Below are 20269 nucleotides of genomic sequence, written 5' to 3'. Positions count from 1 at the left end.
GCCGTGCTTGTCCGGCCTCTGCCGGCCCCTGCTAACTCGTCTTGCCGAAGGACACCGCGCCCCGCTGCCACTTGTTCACGCCGGCGTCGGCCTCGACGCCCGCCCCCTCGGGATGGCTTCCCGCGCCGGGGTGGGCACCCGGCTCGGGGTAAGCGCCCGGCCCGGGGTAACCACCCGCACCGTCGGGGTAACCACCCGCACCGTCGGGGTAACCACCCGCACCGGGCTGACCGCCCGGGCCGGGATAGCCGCCCGGCTCAGGGGGAACGCCCGGGTCGGCTTCGACAGCCGCGTCGGGGTGGAGGCCCGCCCAGGCGCGTGCCGCGCGGTCCGTGATGGCCGCCGTCTCCGCCTTGGCCGCGGCAGAGATGGCACCCGCGTTGGGCTCCTTGTACCAGGGCCGCAGCCGGATCAGCGCGGGCCGCACACCGGTGGCGAGCAGCAGCGCCGTGCCCTTGGGCAGCGCCCTGATGCGGTCGGCGGGCAGCACCGGGTCCAGCCGGTAGGAGTAGGAGCGCGATGTGCCGTCCTTGCTCTTGGAGATCGACGGTGTGCGCACGTCCTGGTTGCCGACGAGCTTGGACACCTTCTCCACGAAGTCGGCGTCGTCCAGACCAGCGCCGAGCAGCTTGATCGTGGCCGCGCTCCACAGCGCGTCCATGCCCGCCTCGCCCCACACGCGGCTGCCCTGCCGGTAGCTCTGCAACAGGGTGACGACGTTGATGCCCCGCGAGCCGAAGTGGCTGTAGAGGTCGGGCAGGTCGGAGATGCGGCAGACGTTGGCGGCCTCGTCGAGCACCGCCGTCATCGGCGGGTCGAGCCTGCCGCCCATGCGCTCGGCCGCGATCACGCCCGCGCGCATCGTCGAGTCGGCGAGGCCCGCGATCACACCGGCGGCCGAGCCGCCACCGTCCTTCGACAGCAGGTAGAGCGTGTCCTTGCCCAGCACGTGCTCGTGCGGCTTGAACTCAGGACGGTTCGGGTCGGGCGTCACCCAGGCCACGATCTCCGGGTCGAGCAGACAGGCCACGCACTGCCTGGCGGTCTCGTAGATGCCGTCGCGGGTCTCCACCGCACCCCGCACCGTGCCCTGCAACTGCTCTGCCATGGCGTGCAGTTCGACGTCGCGCAGCAGGTCGACCGGTGTGCGGTCGGCGGGGTCGGCGAGCCAGCCCAGCAGTTCGGTCACGGACGCACCGCCGCGCGCCGCCGCGAGGAAGAGACACGTGATGGTGTTCTGGGCAGCGGAGATCCAGAAGTCCTTCTTCGACGCGTCGTCGTTGACGGACGCGACGAAGTGCCCTGCGAGGCGCCGCGCGCCCTCGATGGTGTGGCAGTCGGAGAGGATGTCCCACCACATCTCGCGGGGGGTGTGCGCGATGCCCTGCGGGTCGAACGTCCACACCTTCCCGGCCTGCTCGCGTGCGGCGCGGGTGACGGCGTAGACGTCGGACTTGTTCGACGTGAGCAGCACAGGGCCCTGCGCGCGCAGCACGCGCGGGACGGCGATACCCGTGGACTTGCCCGCGCGGGGTGCCATCAGGTCCAGTTCCACGTCCTCGAAGGAGGAGCGCAGTTCGGGCCCGTCGGGGTCGAGGTCGCCGAGGAGGTTGCCCGTCTCGTCGGGGTGGAGGTGCTGCTTGCCCTTGATCGAGGGGCGCAGGTCACGGGCGCGTGCCGCGATGCCCTCCGGCGCCATGCTCGCCAGTTCCTTCTTGCCCGCCAGCCCCTTGGTCCTGCCGAGCATCCGCAGCACCCGCCGTACGACCAGCACGCAGAGCCCGATGGCCACGACGAAGACGAGGACGATGCCCACGACGACGGCGATCGGCGACGTGCCGGGCCACAGCGTCCCCGGGCCCCGGGTGAGCAGGGTGCCGAACGTCGCCAGGCCGAACGGCGGCGGGCTCCAGCCCCCGCCCGTCAGCAGGGCGCCCAGAGTGCCCCCGATCCAGGCGGCGCCGAACAGCACCAGCGCCAGAGCGGCCACCAGGACGATCGCCCACGGGGCGAGCTCGTTGCCCACACTTCGCCCGGCGGCCGGATTCTTGCTCATCCGGCTCTCCTCTCGTTCGTCTGCGGGTGCTTCGAGAAGTCGGGGCCGTACTGCTTGACCATCTCGACCGCTTCTTCGTTCTGCTGCCAGCGCTTGTTGGTGTCGTGCAGATGGCGCTCGGTGTCGGTGATGGACACCTGGATCGGGATACCGGGACGGCCACCGACCTTGATGAGGAACCGGCCCCGGCCCGGCGGCTCCTCGCGGTCCCCCGTCCCGGCCCAGCCGGGGGGCGAGGACCAGGAGGAGACCAGTTCGACCTCTCTGCGGGACAGGCCGACGACCTGGCCCAGCTCCTCCATCTCCGCGCGCGGCAGCCCGGCGCACACCACCATGCCCGCACGCTCGACGAAGCCGCGCGCCTTGACCCGGTCGGACGAACTGCCCAGTGCCTCGGCGTCCTTGAGGGTGTGCGTGATCTTGGCGTCGCCGAGGCCGAGCGTACGGTTGAGTCGGGTCAGCGCGTCGATGCGGTCCACGATGCCGGAGGCCGCGCGCAGCGGGCGCCACAGCTCGTCGAGGACGGTGAAGAACCAGCGGCGCGGCTGGAGTCCGGCGTCCGCCAGGGCGTGCGAGGCGGCGACGGTGCCCAGTCCGTCGGACCATGCGGCCAGCATCGCCGCGGCGGTGAGCTGGGTGTCCGCCTCACCGATGCGGGAGATGTCCACGCACACCGCCGGTGCGTTGAGGTCGATGCGGGTGACGGTCTCGGAGGAGAAGGTGTCGCCCAGCGGGCCGTCCAGCACACCGAGCAGGGACCGGTGCAGCGGGTCGACCGCGTCACGGTAGCGGTGCTCGTCGCCGCGGTCCAGGGTCACGGCGCGCACCCGGTCGGGGCCCTCGGCGAGCACCTTCAGCAGGTCGGGCAGCAGCGGCTGCTTGCCCTTGGGGGTGCGCTCGCGCAGATGGTGCAGCGCGGCCGAGAGCACCGACTGCTCGTGGTCGTCCATGGCGCGGTCGCGCACGATGGTGACGAGCGCGGCGACCATGTTGAGGACACGTCCGTGGGTCTCGGCGACCAGCATCCGCCCCGCCTCGCCGCCGATGCGTTCTGCGGCGGCGCCCATGGCCCCGGGGTCGAGGACGTTGATACCGCCCACCCCGCGCCCGATGGAGAGGACCTGGCCGCCCAGGGCGCGCACGGTGTCCGCGTAGTCGGGCTTGAGGTCGCCCAGCACCATCGGCACCACACCCGTCGCCGACAGCCCGATGAGCATGCGGTTGACGAGGGTGGACTTCCCCAGACCCGGCATGCCGAGCATGAACAGGGAGGGGTTGGAGATGTAGTGGGCGCGGGTGAACCACGACAGCGGGTCGCCGCACACGGTGGCACCGGTGTAGAGGTGCCGTCCCAGCGGCACACCGCTCATGGGGGCGCCCGAGCCCGCCGCGAAAGGCCACAGCCCGCACGCCTGGACGGTGGTGGCGCGCCACATCGACGGCGGGTCCAAGTTGGCGACCTGGCCGCCACCGGGACCCGGCAGGCCGCGCGAGTGGCCCAGTGCCTCCCTGGGGGGCGGCTGCTTCTTGGTGTTCGCGGCGCTCTTCTTCTTGCTCACAGTGCTTCCTTCAGCTCACGCGGCACCAGCGTGTACTCCCACGGCAGGATGCCGGTCGGCAGCGTGCAACTGAACGCCGCGGCCTGCATGCGGTCGGCGGGGCGCATCTGGAGCCGTGCCCCGGCCATCAGATTGCGCACCGTCGCGTTGGCGTCGTGCAGTTCGGCGTCGGTGTCGACGGTGACCGTCACCATCAGGGAGAACTCCACCAGGCCCGCGCCGGTGGCCTCCTCGACGGCCGTCTGCTCGGTGGCCCGCATCTCGTTGGCGGCGCGCGCCTGCACCATGCCGCGCTTCGAGGTGGCCATGAACTGCGCGGCACGCCGGTCGGCCTCGACGATGCGCGCCGAGGTGGCCGGGTCGATGGGGCGGTACAGCAGCGCCACCCGCTTGCGACGGGTGCCGGGCGCGGCCTCCAACAGGCCGCGCAGCACGTTGGCGCGGACGGTGCCGCGCGGCGCGATGGTCAGCATCCAGGTGCGGGACACCCCGGAGTCGTGCTGGTAGGCGCTGGGCGTCTCCACCGTCGCGGCGGGACCGGCGTCGTCCCATTCGAGGCCCGTGCCGCCGTGCTGGGCGCGGGCGTCCAGGACATCGCCGGAGACGGCCGGGTCGTAGGCGACCCGGACGACCTCGGCGATGCGCTCGGCCGACAGCGGAGCCGCCGGGCCGCCGCCCGCGCCCTGAAGACCCTCCAGGAGACCGGGGATACGGATGGCGAGGTCGTTGATGATGTCCTCGGGCTTGCGCTTCTGACCGCCGGGGATGCCGTAGGTCAGCGCGATGTAGGTGTGCATCTCGGAGGAGGCCGCCGGGTACTTCTCGACGACCTCCTCCATCACCGCGCGCGCCGCGGGCGGCGCGTCGGGGTGGATGCGGGGCAGCACCTCGTTGGCGAGACGGCTGCCCGTGTCGGGCGCGGTCTCCACGACGACGGTGGCACCGCGCAGACCCGGCTCGTTGGAGAGCCGGGCCAGCCAGTGGCCCCAGGAGGCCACCCAGGTGTCCACCTGGTCGGGGTCGACGAGGGAGCCGCCGTCGGGCTCGCAGCCGAGGACGATGGTGAAGAGGTTGCGGCCGCGGTGGTGCAGCACGCCGAACGGCTGGTCGTAGGCGTCCCTGCCCTCCTCGACCTTGACCCGGCTGAGCAGCCCCGGCGGACGGAACCTGCCACCCGAGCGGCGGCCGAGCGGCCCTGACACGTAGGTGGTCGAGCCCTTGCCCTTGCGGCGGAGCCAGCCGATGCGCAGGGCCATGAGCTGGTAGACGTTGCGTCCGTCCTGCGTGCGCGCGGCCAGCGGCATGAGGAAGAACGCTTGAAGCACGACCAGGACGATGGTGGCCTGCAACGAGGCCATCGACACGAGGAGATCCAAGACGATCCCCCCGAACACCACGACGGTGCCGATGAGGCCGAGCGGCCCCAGTCCTGGACGCCGGGGCCTGCGCCAGTTCCCGTAGGTGGGATCGGCGGCGAGAGCTTCGGTAGCCATGGGGAAACCTGGTTTTCTTCCGTTTGACAGATCGTGGGGCTACGGGAGGCGGGTCGCGGCCCCGGCCCCGCTGTGACGGGGGCCGGGGCGCGAGCCGTGCGCAGCCGGGGGACGGACCGGGACCGCGCACGGCGCTGTGCGCGGTCCCGGTATGGCGTTAGCCGTTGCCCGACGGCTTGTTGGGGTCGGGCAGAGCGCTCGCGGCGACATTCGCCGTGGCCTTGCCGGTCTTGGCCGCCATGCTGGCCGCAGCGCCGAGCACGGCACCGGCGACGGGAAGCGCTCCGGCCATGGCCGCACGGGTGGCACCGGCCGAGGCACCGCTGGCGCCACCACCACCGCCACCGCCGCCACCGCCGGAGGGGAAACCGGAGGCCGAGGGCCCGCCGCCACCGCCGCCAGACGGAGCGCCGGAGCCCGAGGGCCCGCCGCCGCTCGCGCCCTGGTCGCTCTGACCCCCGCTGCCGTTCTCGCCCTGGCTCCCCGCTGCCCCGGAGGGACCCGAGGAACCGGAGGAACCGGAGGAACCCGAGCCGCCCGACGAGCCCGAAGAGCCCGACGCGCCGGAATCGCCCGACGAACCGGAACCACCGCCCGAGGAACCCGCGGCGCTGGCGGCCCCGGAGGGCCCCTTGGCCGCGGCACCGGCGGCGGACTTGCCGAGCGCGCCGGCCGCGGCGCCGACGCCGCCGCTGGCGAGCGCCTTCGCCCCGGAGGCGATACCGCCCGCCATCGCCATGGTGGCCCCGCCGCTGTTGTCGGCGCCGAGCGCCTCCGTCGCCGGGACGATGATTCTCATCAGCGCGGGCAGGGCGATGGCCGAGAGCAGCAGCATGCCCATACCCGCGATCTGGGTATCGACCGAGCCGTTCTCACCCGTCGCGCTGACCATCGCGGAACCGGACCAGATCACGAGAGCGACCGTGGGCTTGTACAACAGCCAGGCGATCATCCAGCCGAGGTGCTTGCGCCACCAGGTGCCGCCCCAGTCGGTCATCGAAGCGGCGGCGGCCACGGGCAGCGTGCCCATCAGGAGGATCATCACGCCGAGCCTGATCCACATCAGGAGTATGTGGATGATCGCGGAGAGGAGCAGCAGACACCCGACGACCAGCAACAGCATGTTCCCGAAGCCGTCGTCGCAGTCCAGGGTCTCCTGGAGCTTCTGCATGCTGTCCTGGTAGAGGTACTGGGAGTAGTCGTCCACCACCTGGGCGACAGCGATGACCGCGGTGCTCATCATCGTGCTGACCAGCAGGACGCGCAGGACACCCTTCAGTGCGGTCTGGCCCGATTCGGCACGCCGGTCCAGCGCCATCTTGGCCGCCGCGAAGAGAACCGACCCGACGGCGAGGTAGATGACGACCCAACGTGTCTGCCCGCTGATGGCGGTGGACACGTCCTCGTCGTAGGACTGCTTGTTGGCCGCCTCACCGAAGATGCCGTAGGCCGCGTTGATGATGAGCTTCGCGACCACACCGATCATCTCGCCGATGGGATCGCCGAACATTCCGAAGAAGTCGATGGTGGTCGAGCACTTAGCGGCTAGGTTCATGTATCGCTCCCCACATGGTGAACCCGTCAGTCATGGCCGTCTCGGCCCTTGAGGTGAGGGAACCGTCCGTCCGAAGGGCCAGCTTCCAGTCCCCGTCCCGCCAGCGCAGGGACACAGAGGTCGACAGGTAGCCTCCGATGGGATGGGTGAGGAGCAACCGCACAGTCGCCTCGTCGCTTGAGTAGGAGTCCAGGGAAAAGCCCACGAACCGCCCGACGGCGCCCGGCTCCGGGCTCTGTGAATCCTTCTTCTCCTCCGCCTGGACCTTGTTCGCGACGAAGGTGTCCCGCCGCTCACCCGGCACGATCTGCTGCTCCGCGACGCTGTGCCACTCCGCTCCGCTCAACTGGACGGGTATGAGGTGGGCCGCCAGCACAGCACCCGTGGGTGTGTGTGCGAAGCACCACCACATGACGTTGTCCTCGGTGCGGAGCGGCCCGGCCGACGCGGAGACGGGCACCATGACGGCGACACGCTGCCGCCACTCCACGTCGGACGGGGCCTTCTTCGGCCGCTGCTGCTTCTTGTCGTCGGTGCGGCACTTCTCGGGCCGGCCGTCGGAGCCGCTCCGCACCTTCAGCGGATCGCCGGGCGACAGCGGTCCGCTGACCCCGGAAAACGCCTCGCGGCTGTACGCCGAGGAATCCTTGACGTCCTCACCGGTCACCAGGCCCACTGCTGAGAGGACCAGGAGAACGGCGAGGAACAGGACCGCGTTCACCCAGCCGCGCTGTTTGTAGAAGGGCCCCTCGACCGGAGCCCTTTTCTTTCTCAAGCCGAACATGGCAATGGCCTCTTCCGGGGACGGCTGCTCCTAGTCCTGGAAGAAGAACTGGATGATCGGGCCCGCCGTGGCGACGAGGACACAGCCGCCGAGCACCATGCCGAGACGGCTGAGGTGCTCCGAGCCCTCACCGCGCTTCACGGATATGGCCATCATCATGCCGGTGACCAGAACACCGGCCACACCAGCGGCTGTTCCGGCCCAGCCGGCGATGCCCAGCACGGTGTTGACCGCGTCGGACAGCTCGCTGGGAGCCTTCCGCTCCGGGTCGGGCACGTCACCCGTGGCCAGGTAGTTCAGCCCACCGCTGTAGAGGGAGTTCAGGGTGTCCTTCATTGGGTTCTCCGTTGTCATGGTGCGTCAGTAGGGATGTGCGGTATCAGATGAGGTAAGGCCGGATGACGAACTGCACGAGGGGCCCCGCCGTGGCGCCGAGGATGCATGCCCCGAATACGATGACGAGGCCGCGGAAATAGCCCGCTCCTTCTCCGGGCTCGCCCCGCCGCAACTGCAAGGCCATCTGCGTGCCGACGGTGATGACTCCGCCCACGGCGCAGGCCGACACGATCCAGGCCAGGTACTGGAGGATCTCCCCCGCCTTGGCACCTGGCTCGTAAGCGTCCTTGTTGAGATCGGGGTCGTAATTCGAGGTGGGGGACGCGTCCAGAGCGGCAAGCTGGATGAGATCGTGGACAGTCATCACGAAGCCACCGCCCTCGCGGGCGGAGCGGTGACGATACCAGCCAGCGCACGCACCTCTCGCGGCAGCGATTCGACCTCTTCTCCCAGACGCCAGGCGGGAATCCACGGCACCCGGTGGACCTTCGCCGCCGAACGCAGCACACGCACCCGCTGGCCGAGCGGGCGCGGCAGGCGTCCCGGCGCGTCGGCGACGAGCACGACGGCGAGGAGGTGCACCCCGGCGGGGTGGTCCTCCAGCCGCAGTTCGTTCAGCTTCTGTGACGCGGCGCGCATGCCGCCCGCGTGGGTGCGGGCCACGAGCAGCACACCGCCGGGCTCGCCACGCGCGGGCTCGGGCCACCGCTGGCCCAGGTCGGCGCCGCCCAGCACCCGTGCGAGGGTGCCCGCGCCACCGCCGCCGTGTGCGTTGACCCAGGCGACGGGCTGGCCACGGTGCGGTGACGGTGTGTCAGCCACGGGTGCGGCAGGCGTCTGCGCGGGTGCGGGCTGCGCCACGGGGTGCGGGTGCTGCGCGGGCGCGGGTTGCGCGGGCGCGGGCGCGGCCTGAGCGGGTGCCGCCTGTGCGGGTGCCGCAGGCGCGGGCGCGGGTGCCGGGGCAGCTTGCGCAGGGGCGGGCGCGGCGGGCGCAGGAGCGGTCTGCGCGGGTGCCGGGGCCGGGGCGACCTGTGCGGGTGCGGCAGGCGCGGGGGCGGCCGGTGCCGATGCAGGCGTGGGTTGCGCGGGTGCGGGTGCGGGTGCCGCGGGCGCGGGAGCGGTCTGCGCGGGTGCCGCAGGAGCCGGTGCCGGTGCGGCGGGCGCCGGAGCTTCAGGCGCTGGAGCAGCAGGCGCCGCGGCGGGTTGCTGCGGTGCGGAGGGCCCGCGAACCCACATCTGCGGTCCGGCGGACGCCGCCGGTGGGACAGCCATGCGCGTCCACCCTTTCTCTCGTTCCGGATACGTCGACAGAAGTCACATTGAACTGACCGGGCGCCGTGTCCGTTACGGCGTGCGAGTCCGCTGTGGTCCGTCGGGCAGCCACTACGGAAAATTGGGTGACCTGGTTCATCGCTGTTCAGGGCCCATGTGAAGCAGGCAAACGCAAGGGGAGCGACTGATCGTGGGTGAAGGCAAGGGAGGGCAGTCCTCCCAGCAGAAGCAGCAGTCGGACACCACCACCGCGCTGGCGGTCGCCGGTGCGGGAGCGGGCGTCTTCGGGTGCCTGTTCAGTCCGATGATCCTGCTGCTCCTCCTCGTCGGCGTGATCGTCATCTGCGCCATCGGGGTGGTCTTCTGGCCTCTCGTGATCATCTGTCAGATCTTCGGCTGCGGCGGAGGCGGCGGGGGCGGTGACGGGCCCTCGGTGGACGAGGACCAGGTCAAGGTGGCGTTCGAGAGTGACGGGAAGGGGGAGCTGGCGGAGGAGGCCGTGCCCCCGGAGTACCGCGAGGTGGTCAAGAAGGCCGGTCAGGAGTGCGATCAGATCGGGGCGATCGTCATCGCCGCGCAGATCACCCAGGAGTCGGCCTGGGACCCGAAGCTCAAAGGGCTGGACGGGAAAGAGGGCATCTCCCAGCTTCCTCCGGACAAGTTCGACGAGTTCGGCGAGGACGAGGACGACAACGACGAGACGTCGGCGCTGGACGCGGAGGACTCGATCATGGCGCAGGCCAAGTACATGTGCTCGCTGGCCAAGGACATCGACGCACTCGTCGCGAACAACGAGGTGAAGGGCGCCAAGCTCGATCTGACCCTGGCCGCGTACTCCGTGGGTCTCGACGCGGTGAAGCAGGCGAAGGGCGTACCGCAGAGCGGCGGCGCGCAGAGTTACGTTTTCGGAGTCAGGACATCGTTCGCCATGTACTCGGGCGCCATCGCGCCGCCCGAGGGCGAGTCCTACCCGACGATCTCGCCGATGCCCAAGCCGAGCAGCAGCCAGGACGACTAAGGAACCCTCAGATGACCAGTGAGCACACCCAGCACAGCCAGCACGACCCCTGGGAGGTGCTGATCGGCTCCGACGGCACCGCGATGATCAACGGGAGGCCGTACCCCGTACCCGAGGGCGAACCCGTGCACGTCGTCGTGCTCGACGCGCTGCACCGGCACGCCCAGGCACAGGGCCGGCCGGTCCAGTCACTGATCGTCGACGAGGGCGCGGTCTCCACCACACGCATCGAGGTCGCCCCCGACGGGTCGAGCAGCGTCCTGGGACACACCGAGGGCCTGGGACAGCCCGACGAACCGCGCGCGGAGCCCGCCGTCGCACCACCGGCCGAGGCCGCACCGGCCCCAGCACCGCCCCCAGCACCCGCACCGGCACCGGCGCCCGTCCCCGAACCCACCGTCGCCGCCGCACCCGCACCCGCACCCGTTCCGGCACCCGCCCCTGCGCCTGCGCCTGCGCCCGCACCCGCGCCCGTCGCCCCGGAAGCACCCGTGCCCACCGCCGCGCCCGCTCCGGAACCCGCACCCCAACCCGCGCCCGCACCCGCCCCGGAGTCACCGGCGAGCGCGGCGTCACCCGTGCCGGTACCCGAGCAACTCACGGGGCTCGTCGAGGACATCGGGCGGGCACTCGACTCCGGTTCGCTGGAACGCGCCGCCGCGCTCGCCTTCCGGCTGCGGGAACACACCGCGCGCGCCTTCGACATCGCGCACCCCTTCTGGGTCGAGGCACACGCGCTGGAGGCGTTCACCGCGTATCAATGCGGTAACTACACCGGCGCGACGGCCATGTGTGTCGAGCTCTCCCGGATCCGCCAACGGCAGGGTGACCTCCCCGGAGCGCAGGAGGAACTGCGGCGCGCGGTCGCCGCTTGGTGGCTCATCGACGACGTCTCCGCCGCGGTCGGTCACGGTCGTGCCCTGCTCGATGTGTGGTCGCAGCACGGCGGGGGTAGTGCGGAAGATGCCGAGTTGTTGAGCAGCGTCAATCGCCGTATACATGCCCTCACCTCCGTCGGCGCCGCGCAGCAGAGCGCGCCGCTGGAGAGGGAAAGCGCAGGTCAGCGCTAGGGACGGTACGGAGGACGCGCTTCCGCCGCCGCGCCGCGCGGCCTCCTCCGGCGACGGAAGTCGCCGCTCCGGTCGTCAATCGCACGTCAATGCGATATAGAACTCCGCTCGCGACACTCCCCCCGGGTCGAGGCCACTCGGGCCTGGGCCCTGTCCTTCACAAGGTCATGGAACAAGGGAACGCGAACGTGAGCTGGACCATAATGGGTTCCTCGGCGTCGATGAGCGCCAAGGAACGCGCGATGCGCACGCTCTACGACGAACAAGCGGGTGCTCTCTACGCCTACGTGGTGCGGTTGCTGGGAGGTGACCGGTATCGCGCCGAGGACGTGGTGCAGGAGACGCTGCTGCGCTGCTGGCGCACGCAGGACCTGACGAGTGGTCAGCCACTCCGCCCGTGGCTGTTCAGAGTGGCTCGCAACCTGGTCATCGACGACTACCGGCTGCGCATGACCCGTCCCCAGGAGGTCGACGGCAACGTCTGGCTGGAGGATCTGCTGACGAAGTCCGACGACGTGGACTGGCTGCTGTCCTCGATGCTCCTCAAGGAAGCCTTCCAGCATCTCTCGTCCAACCACCGCGAGGTGCTGTACGAGACCTACTACTCCGGTAGGTCGATGCGCGAGGCGGGCCAGGTGCTCGGCATACCGTCGGGAACCGTCAAGTCGCGCGTGCACCACGCGGTGCGCGCGCTGCGGCTGGCCATGGGTGTCGTCGAGAGCGCCGACGACGAGGTGCGCAGGAAGCCCGCGTGGTGGTACACCTCCGCCGCGTGACACACCGCCGCAGACCGGCCGGGCTCAGCCCGCGCTCCGGACGGGTGAAGCGGCCCGTTCCCAGGCCCGGTGCCTCATCGCGGGACGGGGTTGCTGGGGAGCGGTGGTGTCCGCCACAGGCTGTGCGGTGCCGTTGGGCGTCGCGGGCTGTGCGGGCGCGTGCTCCCCCGCGGAGTGCGCGACATTGTTGGCCGCGGCAGGTGCGGACGTGTCCGTCACCGGGTGTGCCGCGGGAGTGTGTTCCGCCGCGGGTCGTACCGCGGCACCGGCCGCTACCGGGTGCGGGTAACTGACAGCCACAGGCTGTTCGGGGGCACCGGCACCCGCCACTGACCGCGGCTCGGGCGTGTGTTCCGCCGCCGTGCGCGCGGGGACTTCGGCCGCCAGGAGCCGCGCGGCGATCTCGGCCCCGGCCGGCTGCGCGAGGACGGGCACCGCATACTGCACGGGAGCGGCCATCACCGGCCGCGCGTGGGCCTCAGCCACCACAGGCCGCACGGGAACCTCGGCCGCCGATACCGGCTGTACGGGAATCTCGGCAGCAACGGGCTGTGCGGCAACCTCTGCCGCCACCGGCTGCGCAGCAACCTCAGCCGCGACCGGCCGTGCGAGAGCGGGCGCCGCATACTGCACCGGAGCGGCCACCACAGGCTGCTGCGCGGGGACTTCGGCCGCGACCGGCTGCTGGGCCACGGGGTGCGAGTGCGAGGGGGCGGCGGCCACGGGCTGTTGGGGCGCCATCTGCATGTTCTCGGACGCCCCCGCGTGTGCCTGGAGCAGCCGCACACGGTCTGCCAGTACGGCGGTGAGCGCGTCGCCCGACTGCCCCGGCATCTGATTGCGCATCCTGACGACGACGAGCCCGGCGGACAGCGCCTCGTCCCCCTGCGGCATCTGCCTCCACAGCTCTTCCGCGCGCCTCGCCACATCCTCTGCCATCGCGCCCTCGCCCCGGTAGTGCCAGCGCTCGGCCACGTCGCGGTACAGCTGGATGCTGCCGAACGCGTCCCCGGTGCGGGCCGCCGCCTCGGCCCGCTTCTCGCGGATGTGCAGCACGTCGGGGTGCGAGACCCCGAGGACGCCCGCCGCCCTGTCGTCCAGTTCGGTGGCGAGTTTGACGGCCTCGGCGTACTGGCCGACGCGCAGATGTTCCGTCACCTGCGCCAGCGGCCCCGCGTAGTCCGATCCCACCAACTGCCCGCCCTGGCCCGGCTGTCCGGGCTGCCCGGGCTGTCCCGTCGCGGAGGCGGGGGCCACCGGGCCCGGCGCGGCCGTTCCCGCCCCGCGCTTCTCCTTCGCCTGGCGGCGCAGCCCGAACGACCGCTTCTTCGGCGTCGTCGGCGCCTCCTGGACTTGCCGTGCCTTGCGTGCCTTCTGGGCCTTCTGCGCCGGGGCGGGCGTCGCTCCGTCCGGTGCCTCGCGCACCGAGCCGTCCGGCGCGATGATCAGCGGCCACACCGCGCCGTCCGGCTCGGTGGCCCTGGCCCGCACGGGGCGGCCGAGCCTGACCGCGGTCCCGGCCACCGCGTTCAGCGCGTCGGCGCGGGTGGAGTGCCCGGTCGTGGGCATCTGCGGGCCCGACGCGACGATCCGTCCGTCCTCGTGCACGATGAGGTCGTAGACCGGCCAGGTGGGGACATCCATGGATTCGGCGTTCGAAGGCATGAAGGAGTTCTCCGGGCTGTGGGACGGGTGCGGTCGGTCGTGTCCGTACGACAAGTGTCGCCTGCCGAAGCGGGACACCGGTCACCGGACGCCGCCTGAGCGATGGTGACGCCTAGGCGACGGTGACGTCGGCGACCCGCCAGGGCTTGCCGTCCGCGGTGCGGGTGAGCTGTACGTACGCCGTGACGACAAGGGGGTCGCCCGACCACTGGTCGCGCCCCGTCGGCGTGGTGGTGACGGTCCACTGGCGCCATGCCTCGCCGTCGGCGTCGGCGGGCTTCGCCGCGTCCTCCGTCTGCTCCAGACCGACCTTGGTGTAGGCGCGGTGCTTGTCCCACTCCTGCCACTGCGCTCCGGGCACCGACTGCGGCCGGTCAGCGCGCAGCTTGTCCGCGTACTTGTCCGTCAGCCAGCCCGCCTCGGCCGTCCGCAGCTCGGCGTCCCTGGGCCCGCTGTCGATGGCCGTGTCGAACGTCCACAGCGACTTGAGGGCGCCGCGGCTCACCGCGTCGGCGTCGGTTCCCTTCACGTCCTCGGGGCGGACCGTTCCTCCCTTGGGCTCACCCGTGGCCCCGGCACCCGGGGACGCCGGGGCCGAGTCGGAAGCGGAGGCTGAGGCCGACGCGTCGGCCTCAGCCTCGGCCGGTGTCGGGTAAGGCCCTGTGCCGGTGGCGGACGGGGAGGTGGCGGGGGACGACGGCGCCGTGCGCGCGTCCTCCCCGCCCTCGCCGGAACCGCAGCCGCTCACGGTGAGCAGGACGGTGAGCACCGTCGCCGCCACCACGGCGCCGCTGCGCGCGGAGGAGGAAGTCATCCGAAGCGCCTCACTTTCTGGGGCTTGCTCGCGTAATACGATTCGTCGAGATCAGCGATCTTGACGACGTCACCGGTCTTGGGCGCGTGGATGAACTGCCCGTCACCGATGTAAATGCCGACGTGGTCGTAACTGCCTCCATTGAGCTTGAACAGGATCGCGTCGCCAGGCCGCATGTCGTCGCGGGAAACCGCCTCTCCCGCGTTGGCCTGGAGCTGGGTGACGCGCGGCGGCAGGACGTCGCCGCCGCTGGCGTAGTACACCGCGTACTGGACGAGGCTGGAGCAGTCGAACCCCACCGTGTTCGCGCCCTGCGCGAACCCGCGCCCCGGGCCCTCGGGTCCGCCGCCGCCCCACGAGTAGGGGGTGCCGAGCCACTTGCGGGCACCGGCCACGACGCGGTCGCCGAACGGGCTGTCGGCGTCGACCGGGTCGCCCTCGGTGTACTTGGGCATCGAGCCGACGATCCGCGTCACATAGCCCTGCGTCTCGGGGTACGGAGGCACGCCCCCGTACTCCTGGACCGCTCCGGGGCCCGCGTTGTAGGCGGCGAGCAGCAGGCGGGTGATGTCCCCCTCCACGCCCATGCGTCCGATCTTGTCCGCGAGCCAGCAGTCGTAGCGGGCCTGGGTCATGATCGCGTCGCCGGGTGTGAACGGGTCGGCCTCGCCGTCCGGTTCGTCGCTGCCGTCCTTGCCCGCCGCGTCCACGCCCCAGGTCTTCCAGGTTCCGGGCATGAACTGGCTCAGGCCCTGGGCGCCGACGGGGCTCTCCGCTTCGGGATTCCAGCCGGACTCGGCGGCGATCTGCGCCGCGACCAGCGGCGCGCTCACCTCGTCGCAGAGTTCACCGGCACGCTGGATCCACGCCGCGTAGTCAGCGGGTACGTGTCCCGCCTTGAGGTCCTTGGCGAAACCCACCGAGGCCGTGTCGTCCTGTTCCTCGACGGCCCCCACCACCGACAGCCCGACCACGGAGGCGAGCAGCCCCAGGCCGACGCCTCCCACGATCAGCGCCGTCGATCCCGCCCGACCGGGACGGCCGTTCATCCGGAACGCCCCATGTCATCTGAACACCCCAAAAAAACTCTGTGAATTGGCATGGGTGAATTGGCCTTTATGCGAAGTAATCGAAGAACAGGCAATTTATTGCCTGTTGCGGGTTTATGTGTACTATCGGCTCGTCGTATCAGCGGTCGAAGGAGATGTCTTGGCGGGGGATGTGCCGGTTGTGAATCCCTGGTTGCCGCAGTCGGACCCTCCGGGGGGCACCAACGGGAAACCTCACGGATCGGTTCAGAGTGCGCCGGAAGGACTCACAGGACCGGCGGCGCCCCAGGGTGCCGGAGTCCCGCGGCCCGAGCAGGCCCTGCCCGTCGCACAGCCCCACGCGGGCGAAGCGCACGGCTGGTGGTGGCTGGGCGTGCACGGAGGCGCGGGCGTCAGCTCGCTGGAGCGCGCCGTGTCCGGCGGCCGGGACGCCAACCGCGCCTGGCCCATGGCCGCGACGTCCCAGTCGGTCGTCCTGGTCGCCCGCTCCACGGCACACGGTCTCGAAGCAGCGCAGCACGCCGCGCAGCAGTGGGCCTCGCGCATGGTCACCGGGGTCGAGCTGCTGGGCCTGGTCGTCGTCGCGGACGCTCCGGGCAAGCGCCCTCGGCTCCTGCGCGACCGGGTGCGGCTGGTCTCGGGCGCCGTGCCCCGGCTGTGGGAGGTCCCCTGGGTGGAGCAGTGGCGGCTCGGCGAGCCGCATCTGCCCAAGGAGTGCACGGCCCTGGCACGTGACCTGACCCGGCTCACCCGCCCCCTGTAGATACGCCCCACCCGCGATCCGGCTCACCGCCTGGAAAGGAAACGAGTTGTCCAGTCTGCTGGCGGCCGTCATGGACGTCACACCGAACGCGGCCCACATGGTCGTGGCAGCCCCGCAGCCCTCGGGCGTACCCGACGTCGGCGGAGGGGAGGCGCCGCCCGGAGCCGAGGACCTGCTGAAGGTCCTCAAGTGGGTGGCGTGGACCGTCACCGCCCTGTGCGTCGCGGGCATCTTCGCCGTCGCGGCCCGCATGGCGGTCGACCACTCCCGCGGCGGCGGCCGGGAACACGCGAGAGGGCTCGGCTTCGTCCTCGGCGCGTGCCTGCTCGTCGGCTCCGCCTCGGGCATCGTCGCCGCGCTCGTCTAGAAAGACCGCCCCCACAGAACGTCCAGGAACGCCCGTACAGGAACACGGAGCAGACCGATCAGCACTCCGGCCCACCAGCACCCGACCACCCGTGAGGATGGGGAAAGAACATGGCAGACCCCGGCACCCGCGCGGCGGCCGACGAGCCGCGCAGCCCGTGGCTGCGCTCCGGCTTCGTACTCGCCGCCGCGTTCATCGGCTTCGTGACCGTCATCGGAGGAGCGGTCGTCCTCACCTCCGACCCGCCCACCGCGCCGGCGAAGGACGAGGGCGCCACGTCGGCCCGGTCGTCCGCCGACCCCGCGGCGGACCCGGACCGGTCCTCGTCCGGCAGCGGCGGAAGCGGTGGCGGGACGTGCCCCGAACTGGCCGACAAGCAGCAGGACGTGCCCACCTCGGCGCCCCGCCGCGTCACCTGGTCGCTGTACGACGCGGTGGCGCTCCCCTCCTCCAAGGCGTCGGGACCGGCGCTGGCCGGCCGTAACGTCGCACGCTGCTACGCGCACACCCCCGTCGGCGCCCTGCTGGCCAGCAGCCAGATCAGCGTGCGCTATCTCGCCGCCGACGACTGGCGGAAGGTGGCCACGGCGCAGACCGTCGGCGCGGGCCGCGACGCCTACATCGCGGAGCGGACCAAGTCGGAGCGGAAGAGCGCGACCACGGAGCAGGGCGGTGGTGCCCACGGGCAGATCGCCGGGTTCAAGTTCGTCACGTACAACTCCAGCACCGCGGTGATCCAGACCGTGTGGCGGTTCCCCGACGGCCGCATGCAGGCCGCCACCACCACGATGCTGTGGCAGAACGGCGACTGGAAGCTGGAGTATCCGGCTGACCCCGCCGCGCCCACCCAGGTCGGTTCGCTGGCCGGATACACCGAATGGGGAGGTGTCTGATGGCGGGCTGTGACTTCGGATGGGTCGCCCCCTCCGTCGGCGGATACTGCGTCGGGGACGGCTCCGGCGCGTCCCCGAAGGACCTCGGCGACAGCGGGTTCGACGACATCGCCGAGAGCGCCGCTGAAGCGGCGGCCACGACCGTCAAGGCGCTGGGCAGCTCCTGGATGAGCCTGGGCCGCCCCGAACTGGCCGACAACGGCGGCCCCGTGGCGTTCCTCCAGGACTCCACGCTGTGGGTCACCTCGTTCACCGCCGTGCTGTGCCTGCTGTTCGCCGCCGGGCATCTGGCCTGGCAGCGCCGCGGCGACTCGGCCAAGCAGGCCCTCCAGGGGCTGCTCAACCTGGTGGTGGTCTCCTCCGCCGGGGTCGCCACGGTCGGCCTGCTGACCTCGGCCGGGGACAAGTTCAGCGTGTGGATCATCGACAGGTCCACCGGCTGCCAGCAGATCAGCGCGGCCGGGGAACCCGTCGCGCAGTGCGTGGACGAGTTCGAGAAGCGCACCTCGGCCATGCTGGCCCTGGGCGGCACGGACTCCTCGTTCCTCGTCCTGATCATGGCCATGCTGGTGGTCATCGGCACCGTGGCGCAGATCGCCCTGATGATCGTGCGGATGGCCATGCTGGTGATCCTCACCGGCACACTCCCCCTCGCCGCGGCGGCGAGTTCGGCCCCCGCTGGCCGGATCTGGTTCCGCAGGTCCGTGGGCTGGCTGCTCGCCTTCGTGCTCTACAAACCGGCGGCGGCCGTCGTGTACGCCGCCGCGTTCTCGATCAGCGGGCAGAAGCAGGACAACGAGGTCGTCTCTATGGTCTCCGGGGTCGTCCTGATCGTCCTGGCCTGCGCGACGCTGCCCGCGCTGATGCGGTTCGCCGCGCCCGTCGTCCAGGCGGCGGTGTCCGGCGGAGGCCGCTCGGGGCGCTCCTCCGGCGGCTCCGACGGATCGTCGGGCGCGGCCACCGGAGCACTGCCCGTCCCGCACCTGCGCAGCCTCGGCACCGGCCGCTCGGTGGCGGGCGCCGCCGTGGTGCCGGACCCCAGCGGGTTGCAGACGGGCGCCGCGCGAACCGCCAAGGGCAGCGACAGGGCGCACGGAAAACCGGCCGGGCCCGCCACGGCCCCGACCACAGCCCGGCCCGAGGCGCAGGACAACGGCGCCGAGACACAGTCAGAGGAACGGGACGCGACGACGGGCCAGGCCCCGGTAACGGTGCCGGACCGTCAGTACCCCGACGACCATCAGCAGGAGAAGCCCCGTGGCTACTGAAACCCTCTCCCCCCGCACGTACGGCAACTTCCGCAGGCCCCGCACCTCGGGGCTGCGCGGCCTGTCCCTGGGCGTGACGCTCCTGCTGTTCGCCGGGCTGATCGCCGTGGTCCTGGCCACGCTGATCTCCCTCTGGGCCGCGCTGGGCATCGCCGTAGGGCTCGCCGTGATCATGGGCCCGCTGGCGCTCAAGGACCGGCACGGGCGGACGCTGATGCAGCGCGGCGCGGTCCGTCTGGCGTGGCGGCGCACCACCGCTTCCGGCAGCCACGAGTACCGCTCGGGGCCGATGGGCAGGAGCGGACGCGGCACCTGCGAACTGCCGGGCCTGGCGGCCGGGTCGACGCTCACGGAGGCGCAGGACGGCTACTCCCGCCCGTTCGCCATGATCACGATCCCGTCGACGGGCCACCACACCGTGGTCATCTCCTGCGACGCGGACGGCGCGGCGCTCGTCGAGGAGCGGCAGGTCGACAGCTGGGTGGCGCACTGGGGCCAGTGGCTGTCGGCGCTGGGCGCCGAGCCCGACCTCGTCGCCGCGAGCGTGACGGTGGAGACCGCGCCCGACACCGGGGTGCGGCTCCAGCACGAGGTCTCGGCCAACTCGGCGCCCGACGCGCCCGAACTGGCCACGGCGATGCTGGACGAGGTGCTGGCCTCCTACCCCTCGGGCTCGGCGCAGATCGCCACCCGGATCGCGCTGACGTACTCCGGCGCCGCCCGCCCCGGCGCCTCCCGCCGCAGCGCGGAGGACATGGCGCTGCACATCGGCACCCGGCTGCCAGGACTGACCGCCGGGCTGTCCATGACGGGTGCGGGCACGGCCGTGCCGATGACGGCGACCGAACTCACCGAGGCGATACGTGTCGCCTACGACCCCACCGTCGCGCCCCTGGTCGAGGAGGCCCGTGCCACCGGCGGCACCGGGCTGACGTGGAACCAGGCCGGGCCGATGGCGGCGCGCGAGGCGTGGGACCACTACCGGCACGACGGCGCGTTCAGCATGACGTGGGCCATGACGGAGGCCCCGCAGGGCGAGGTGTTCTCCAACGTCCTGACCAACCTGGTGCAGCCCAACCGCGACATCGCGCGCAAGCGCGTCACGCTCCTGTACCGCCCGCACACCCCGGCCGAGGGCGCCAGGGTCGTCCAGCAGGACTACAAGAACGCGCTGTTCAGCGCCCAGCAGTCGCAGATCGGCCAGGCACGCGACGACGCGGAGGTCACCGCAGCGCGCAGGACCACCGAGGAGCAGGCACAGGGCCACGGCGTGATCCGGTTCGGCCTGCTGATCACCGCGACCGTCAACTCCCAGGCGGAGCTGCCGGAGGCCGCAGCCGCCGTGGACAACCTCGCGCCCGCAGCGCGCATCGCGGTGCGGCCCGTCTACGGCTCCCAGGCGGCGGCGTTCGCCGCGGCGCTGCCGCTGGGCCTGGTGCTGCCGCTGCACACCGCCCTGCCGCAGACCGTGCGCGACGTGATGTGACGGCGTCGGCTGCCCGCGCACGAGGAAAGAGGAGAACCAGAACCT

Annotated in this window: 19 protein-coding genes; 8 read left to right on the top strand and 11 right to left on the bottom strand. The window is 71.6% G+C overall.

Features of this window, described 5'->3' with window-relative positions; translation table 11 throughout:
• Window positions 1-31 precede the first annotated feature (31 nt).
• The 8 genes from ACYVOO_RS09470 to ACYVOO_RS09435 all read right to left on the bottom strand — a co-directional run bounded on the left by ACYVOO_RS09470 (window position 32) and on the right by ACYVOO_RS09435 (window position 8605).
• A complete protein-coding gene (locus ACYVOO_RS09470; protein ID WP_461015185.1) occupies window positions 32-2056 on the bottom strand; it encodes a type IV secretory system conjugative DNA transfer family protein in 2025 nt (674 codons plus the stop codon).
• Window positions 2053-3615 (bottom strand): ATP/GTP-binding protein, encoded by a 1563-nt coding sequence (locus tag ACYVOO_RS09465; RefSeq protein ID WP_461015184.1) that lies wholly within the window; start codon window positions 3613-3615, stop codon window positions 2053-2055. Before ACYVOO_RS09465 ends, ACYVOO_RS09470 begins: the two co-directional genes overlap by 4 nt.
• Entirely contained in the window at window positions 3612-5108 is a 1497-nt protein-coding gene (locus ACYVOO_RS09460) for an SCO6880 family protein (protein ID WP_461015183.1), read from the bottom strand. The genes ACYVOO_RS09465 and ACYVOO_RS09460 overlap by 4 nt, the downstream gene beginning before the upstream one ends.
• A 157-nt stretch (window positions 5109-5265) precedes the next feature.
• Window positions 5266-6663, bottom strand: coding sequence for a hypothetical protein (locus ACYVOO_RS09455; protein ID WP_461015182.1), 1398 nt, complete (start codon window positions 6661-6663; stop codon window positions 5266-5268).
• Complete coding sequence (locus tag ACYVOO_RS09450) at window positions 6647-7447, bottom strand: hypothetical protein (protein ID WP_461015181.1); 801 nt, start codon at window positions 7445-7447, stop codon at window positions 6647-6649. The genes ACYVOO_RS09455 and ACYVOO_RS09450 overlap by 17 nt, the downstream gene beginning before the upstream one ends.
• A 30-nt stretch (window positions 7448-7477) precedes the next feature.
• Window positions 7478-7783, bottom strand: coding sequence for a hypothetical protein (locus ACYVOO_RS09445; protein WP_461015180.1), 306 nt, complete (start codon window positions 7781-7783; stop codon window positions 7478-7480).
• A 43-nt stretch (window positions 7784-7826) separates the two neighbouring features.
• Window positions 7827-8147, bottom strand: a complete 321-nt coding sequence (locus ACYVOO_RS09440; RefSeq protein WP_461015179.1) for a hypothetical protein — start codon at window positions 8145-8147, stop codon at window positions 7827-7829.
• A complete protein-coding gene (locus ACYVOO_RS09435; RefSeq protein WP_461015178.1) occupies window positions 8147-8605 on the bottom strand; it encodes a DUF6668 family protein in 459 nt (152 codons plus the stop codon). The genes ACYVOO_RS09440 and ACYVOO_RS09435 overlap by 1 nt, the downstream gene beginning before the upstream one ends.
• Window positions 8606-9245: 640 nt before the next feature.
• Here ACYVOO_RS09435 and ACYVOO_RS09430 point away from each other — a divergent pair.
• The 3 genes from ACYVOO_RS09430 (at window position 9246) to ACYVOO_RS09420 (ending at window position 11919) form a co-directional block, all read left to right on the top strand.
• Window positions 9246-10073: a transglycosylase SLT domain-containing protein gene (locus tag ACYVOO_RS09430; protein ID WP_461015177.1), complete on the top strand. Its 828-nt coding sequence runs from the start codon at window positions 9246-9248 to the stop codon at window positions 10071-10073.
• An 11-nt stretch (window positions 10074-10084) separates the two neighbouring features.
• Window positions 10085-11143, top strand: coding sequence for a hypothetical protein (locus ACYVOO_RS09425; protein ID WP_461015176.1), 1059 nt, complete (start codon window positions 10085-10087; stop codon window positions 11141-11143).
• A 188-nt stretch (window positions 11144-11331) separates the two neighbouring features.
• A complete protein-coding gene (locus ACYVOO_RS09420; protein WP_453343868.1) occupies window positions 11332-11919 on the top strand; it encodes a sigma-70 family RNA polymerase sigma factor in 588 nt (195 codons plus the stop codon).
• A gap of 24 nt (window positions 11920-11943) precedes the next feature.
• Here the strand turns inward: ACYVOO_RS09420 and ACYVOO_RS09415 are convergent, their stop codons facing one another.
• The 3 genes from ACYVOO_RS09415 to ACYVOO_RS09405 all read right to left on the bottom strand — a co-directional run bounded on the left by ACYVOO_RS09415 (window position 11944) and on the right by ACYVOO_RS09405 (window position 15447).
• Window positions 11944-13584 carry a hypothetical protein gene (locus ACYVOO_RS09415; protein ID WP_461015175.1) on the bottom strand — a complete coding sequence of 547 codons (1641 nt, stop codon included), beginning with the start codon at window positions 13582-13584 and terminating at the stop codon, window positions 11944-11946.
• A 112-nt stretch (window positions 13585-13696) separates the two neighbouring features.
• Entirely contained in the window at window positions 13697-14398 is a 702-nt protein-coding gene (locus ACYVOO_RS09410; protein WP_461015174.1) for a hypothetical protein, read from the bottom strand.
• Window positions 14395-15447 carry an NlpC/P60 family protein gene (locus tag ACYVOO_RS09405; protein ID WP_461015173.1) on the bottom strand — a complete coding sequence of 351 codons (1053 nt, stop codon included), beginning with the start codon at window positions 15445-15447 and terminating at the stop codon, window positions 14395-14397. Before ACYVOO_RS09405 ends, ACYVOO_RS09410 begins: the two co-directional genes overlap by 4 nt.
• Window positions 15448-15820: 373 nt before the next feature.
• Here ACYVOO_RS09405 and ACYVOO_RS09400 point away from each other — a divergent pair, with 373 nt between their 5' ends.
• The 5 genes from ACYVOO_RS09400 to ACYVOO_RS09380 all read left to right on the top strand — a co-directional run bounded on the left by ACYVOO_RS09400 (window position 15821) and on the right by ACYVOO_RS09380 (window position 20224).
• Window positions 15821-16210, top strand: coding sequence for a DUF6668 family protein (locus tag ACYVOO_RS09400; RefSeq protein ID WP_461015172.1), 390 nt, complete (start codon window positions 15821-15823; stop codon window positions 16208-16210).
• A gap of 46 nt (window positions 16211-16256) precedes the next feature.
• Window positions 16257-16577 carry a hypothetical protein gene (locus tag ACYVOO_RS09395; protein ID WP_461015171.1) on the top strand — a complete coding sequence of 107 codons (321 nt, stop codon included), beginning with the start codon at window positions 16257-16259 and terminating at the stop codon, window positions 16575-16577.
• Window positions 16578-16687: 110 nt separating this feature from the next.
• On the top strand, window positions 16688-17470 hold the full coding sequence (locus tag ACYVOO_RS09390; RefSeq protein WP_461015170.1) for a hypothetical protein: 783 nt from the start codon (window positions 16688-16690) through the stop codon (window positions 17468-17470).
• Window positions 17470-18738 (top strand): hypothetical protein, encoded by a 1269-nt coding sequence (locus ACYVOO_RS09385; protein ID WP_461015169.1) that lies wholly within the window; start codon window positions 17470-17472, stop codon window positions 18736-18738. The genes ACYVOO_RS09390 and ACYVOO_RS09385 overlap by 1 nt, the downstream gene beginning before the upstream one ends.
• A complete protein-coding gene (locus tag ACYVOO_RS09380; RefSeq protein ID WP_461015168.1) occupies window positions 18728-20224 on the top strand; it encodes an SCO6880 family protein in 1497 nt (498 codons plus the stop codon). Before ACYVOO_RS09385 ends, ACYVOO_RS09380 begins: the two co-directional genes overlap by 11 nt.
• Window positions 20225-20269: the final 45 nt, after the last annotated feature.

The sequence above is a fragment of the Streptomyces daliensis genome (genome assembly GCF_054782395.1).
The sequence above is the reverse complement of the archived record's forward strand: the minus strand, read 5'-3'. Positions and strand labels throughout refer to the sequence as shown.

Coding starts and splice junctions, on each gene's coding strand:
- ACYVOO_RS09470 (WP_461015185.1), bottom strand. CDS start 2,056: ATGAGCAAGAATCCGGCCGCCGGGCGAAGTGTGGGCAACGAGCTCGCC.
- ACYVOO_RS09460 (WP_461015183.1), bottom strand. CDS start 5,108: ATGGCTACCGAAGCTCTCGCCGCCGATCCCACCTACGGGAACTGGCGC.
- ACYVOO_RS09455 (WP_461015182.1), bottom strand. CDS start 6,663: ATGAACCTAGCCGCTAAGTGCTCGACCACCATCGACTTCTTCGGAATG.
- ACYVOO_RS09450 (WP_461015181.1), bottom strand. CDS start 7,447: ATGTTCGGCTTGAGAAAGAAAAGGGCTCCGGTCGAGGGGCCCTTCTAC.
- ACYVOO_RS09445 (WP_461015180.1), bottom strand. CDS start 7,783: ATGAAGGACACCCTGAACTCCCTCTACAGCGGTGGGCTGAACTACCTG.
- ACYVOO_RS09440 (WP_461015179.1), bottom strand. CDS start 8,147: ATGACTGTCCACGATCTCATCCAGCTTGCCGCTCTGGACGCGTCCCCC.
- ACYVOO_RS09425 (WP_461015176.1), top strand. CDS start 10,085: ATGACCAGTGAGCACACCCAGCACAGCCAGCACGACCCCTGGGAGGTG.
- ACYVOO_RS09415 (WP_461015175.1), bottom strand. CDS start 13,584: ATGCCTTCGAACGCCGAATCCATGGATGTCCCCACCTGGCCGGTCTAC.
- ACYVOO_RS09410 (WP_461015174.1), bottom strand. CDS start 14,398: ATGACTTCCTCCTCCGCGCGCAGCGGCGCCGTGGTGGCGGCGACGGTG.
- ACYVOO_RS09405 (WP_461015173.1), bottom strand. CDS start 15,447: ATGAACGGCCGTCCCGGTCGGGCGGGATCGACGGCGCTGATCGTGGGA.
- ACYVOO_RS09390 (WP_461015170.1), top strand. CDS start 16,688: ATGGCAGACCCCGGCACCCGCGCGGCGGCCGACGAGCCGCGCAGCCCG.
- ACYVOO_RS09385 (WP_461015169.1), top strand. CDS start 17,470: ATGGCGGGCTGTGACTTCGGATGGGTCGCCCCCTCCGTCGGCGGATAC.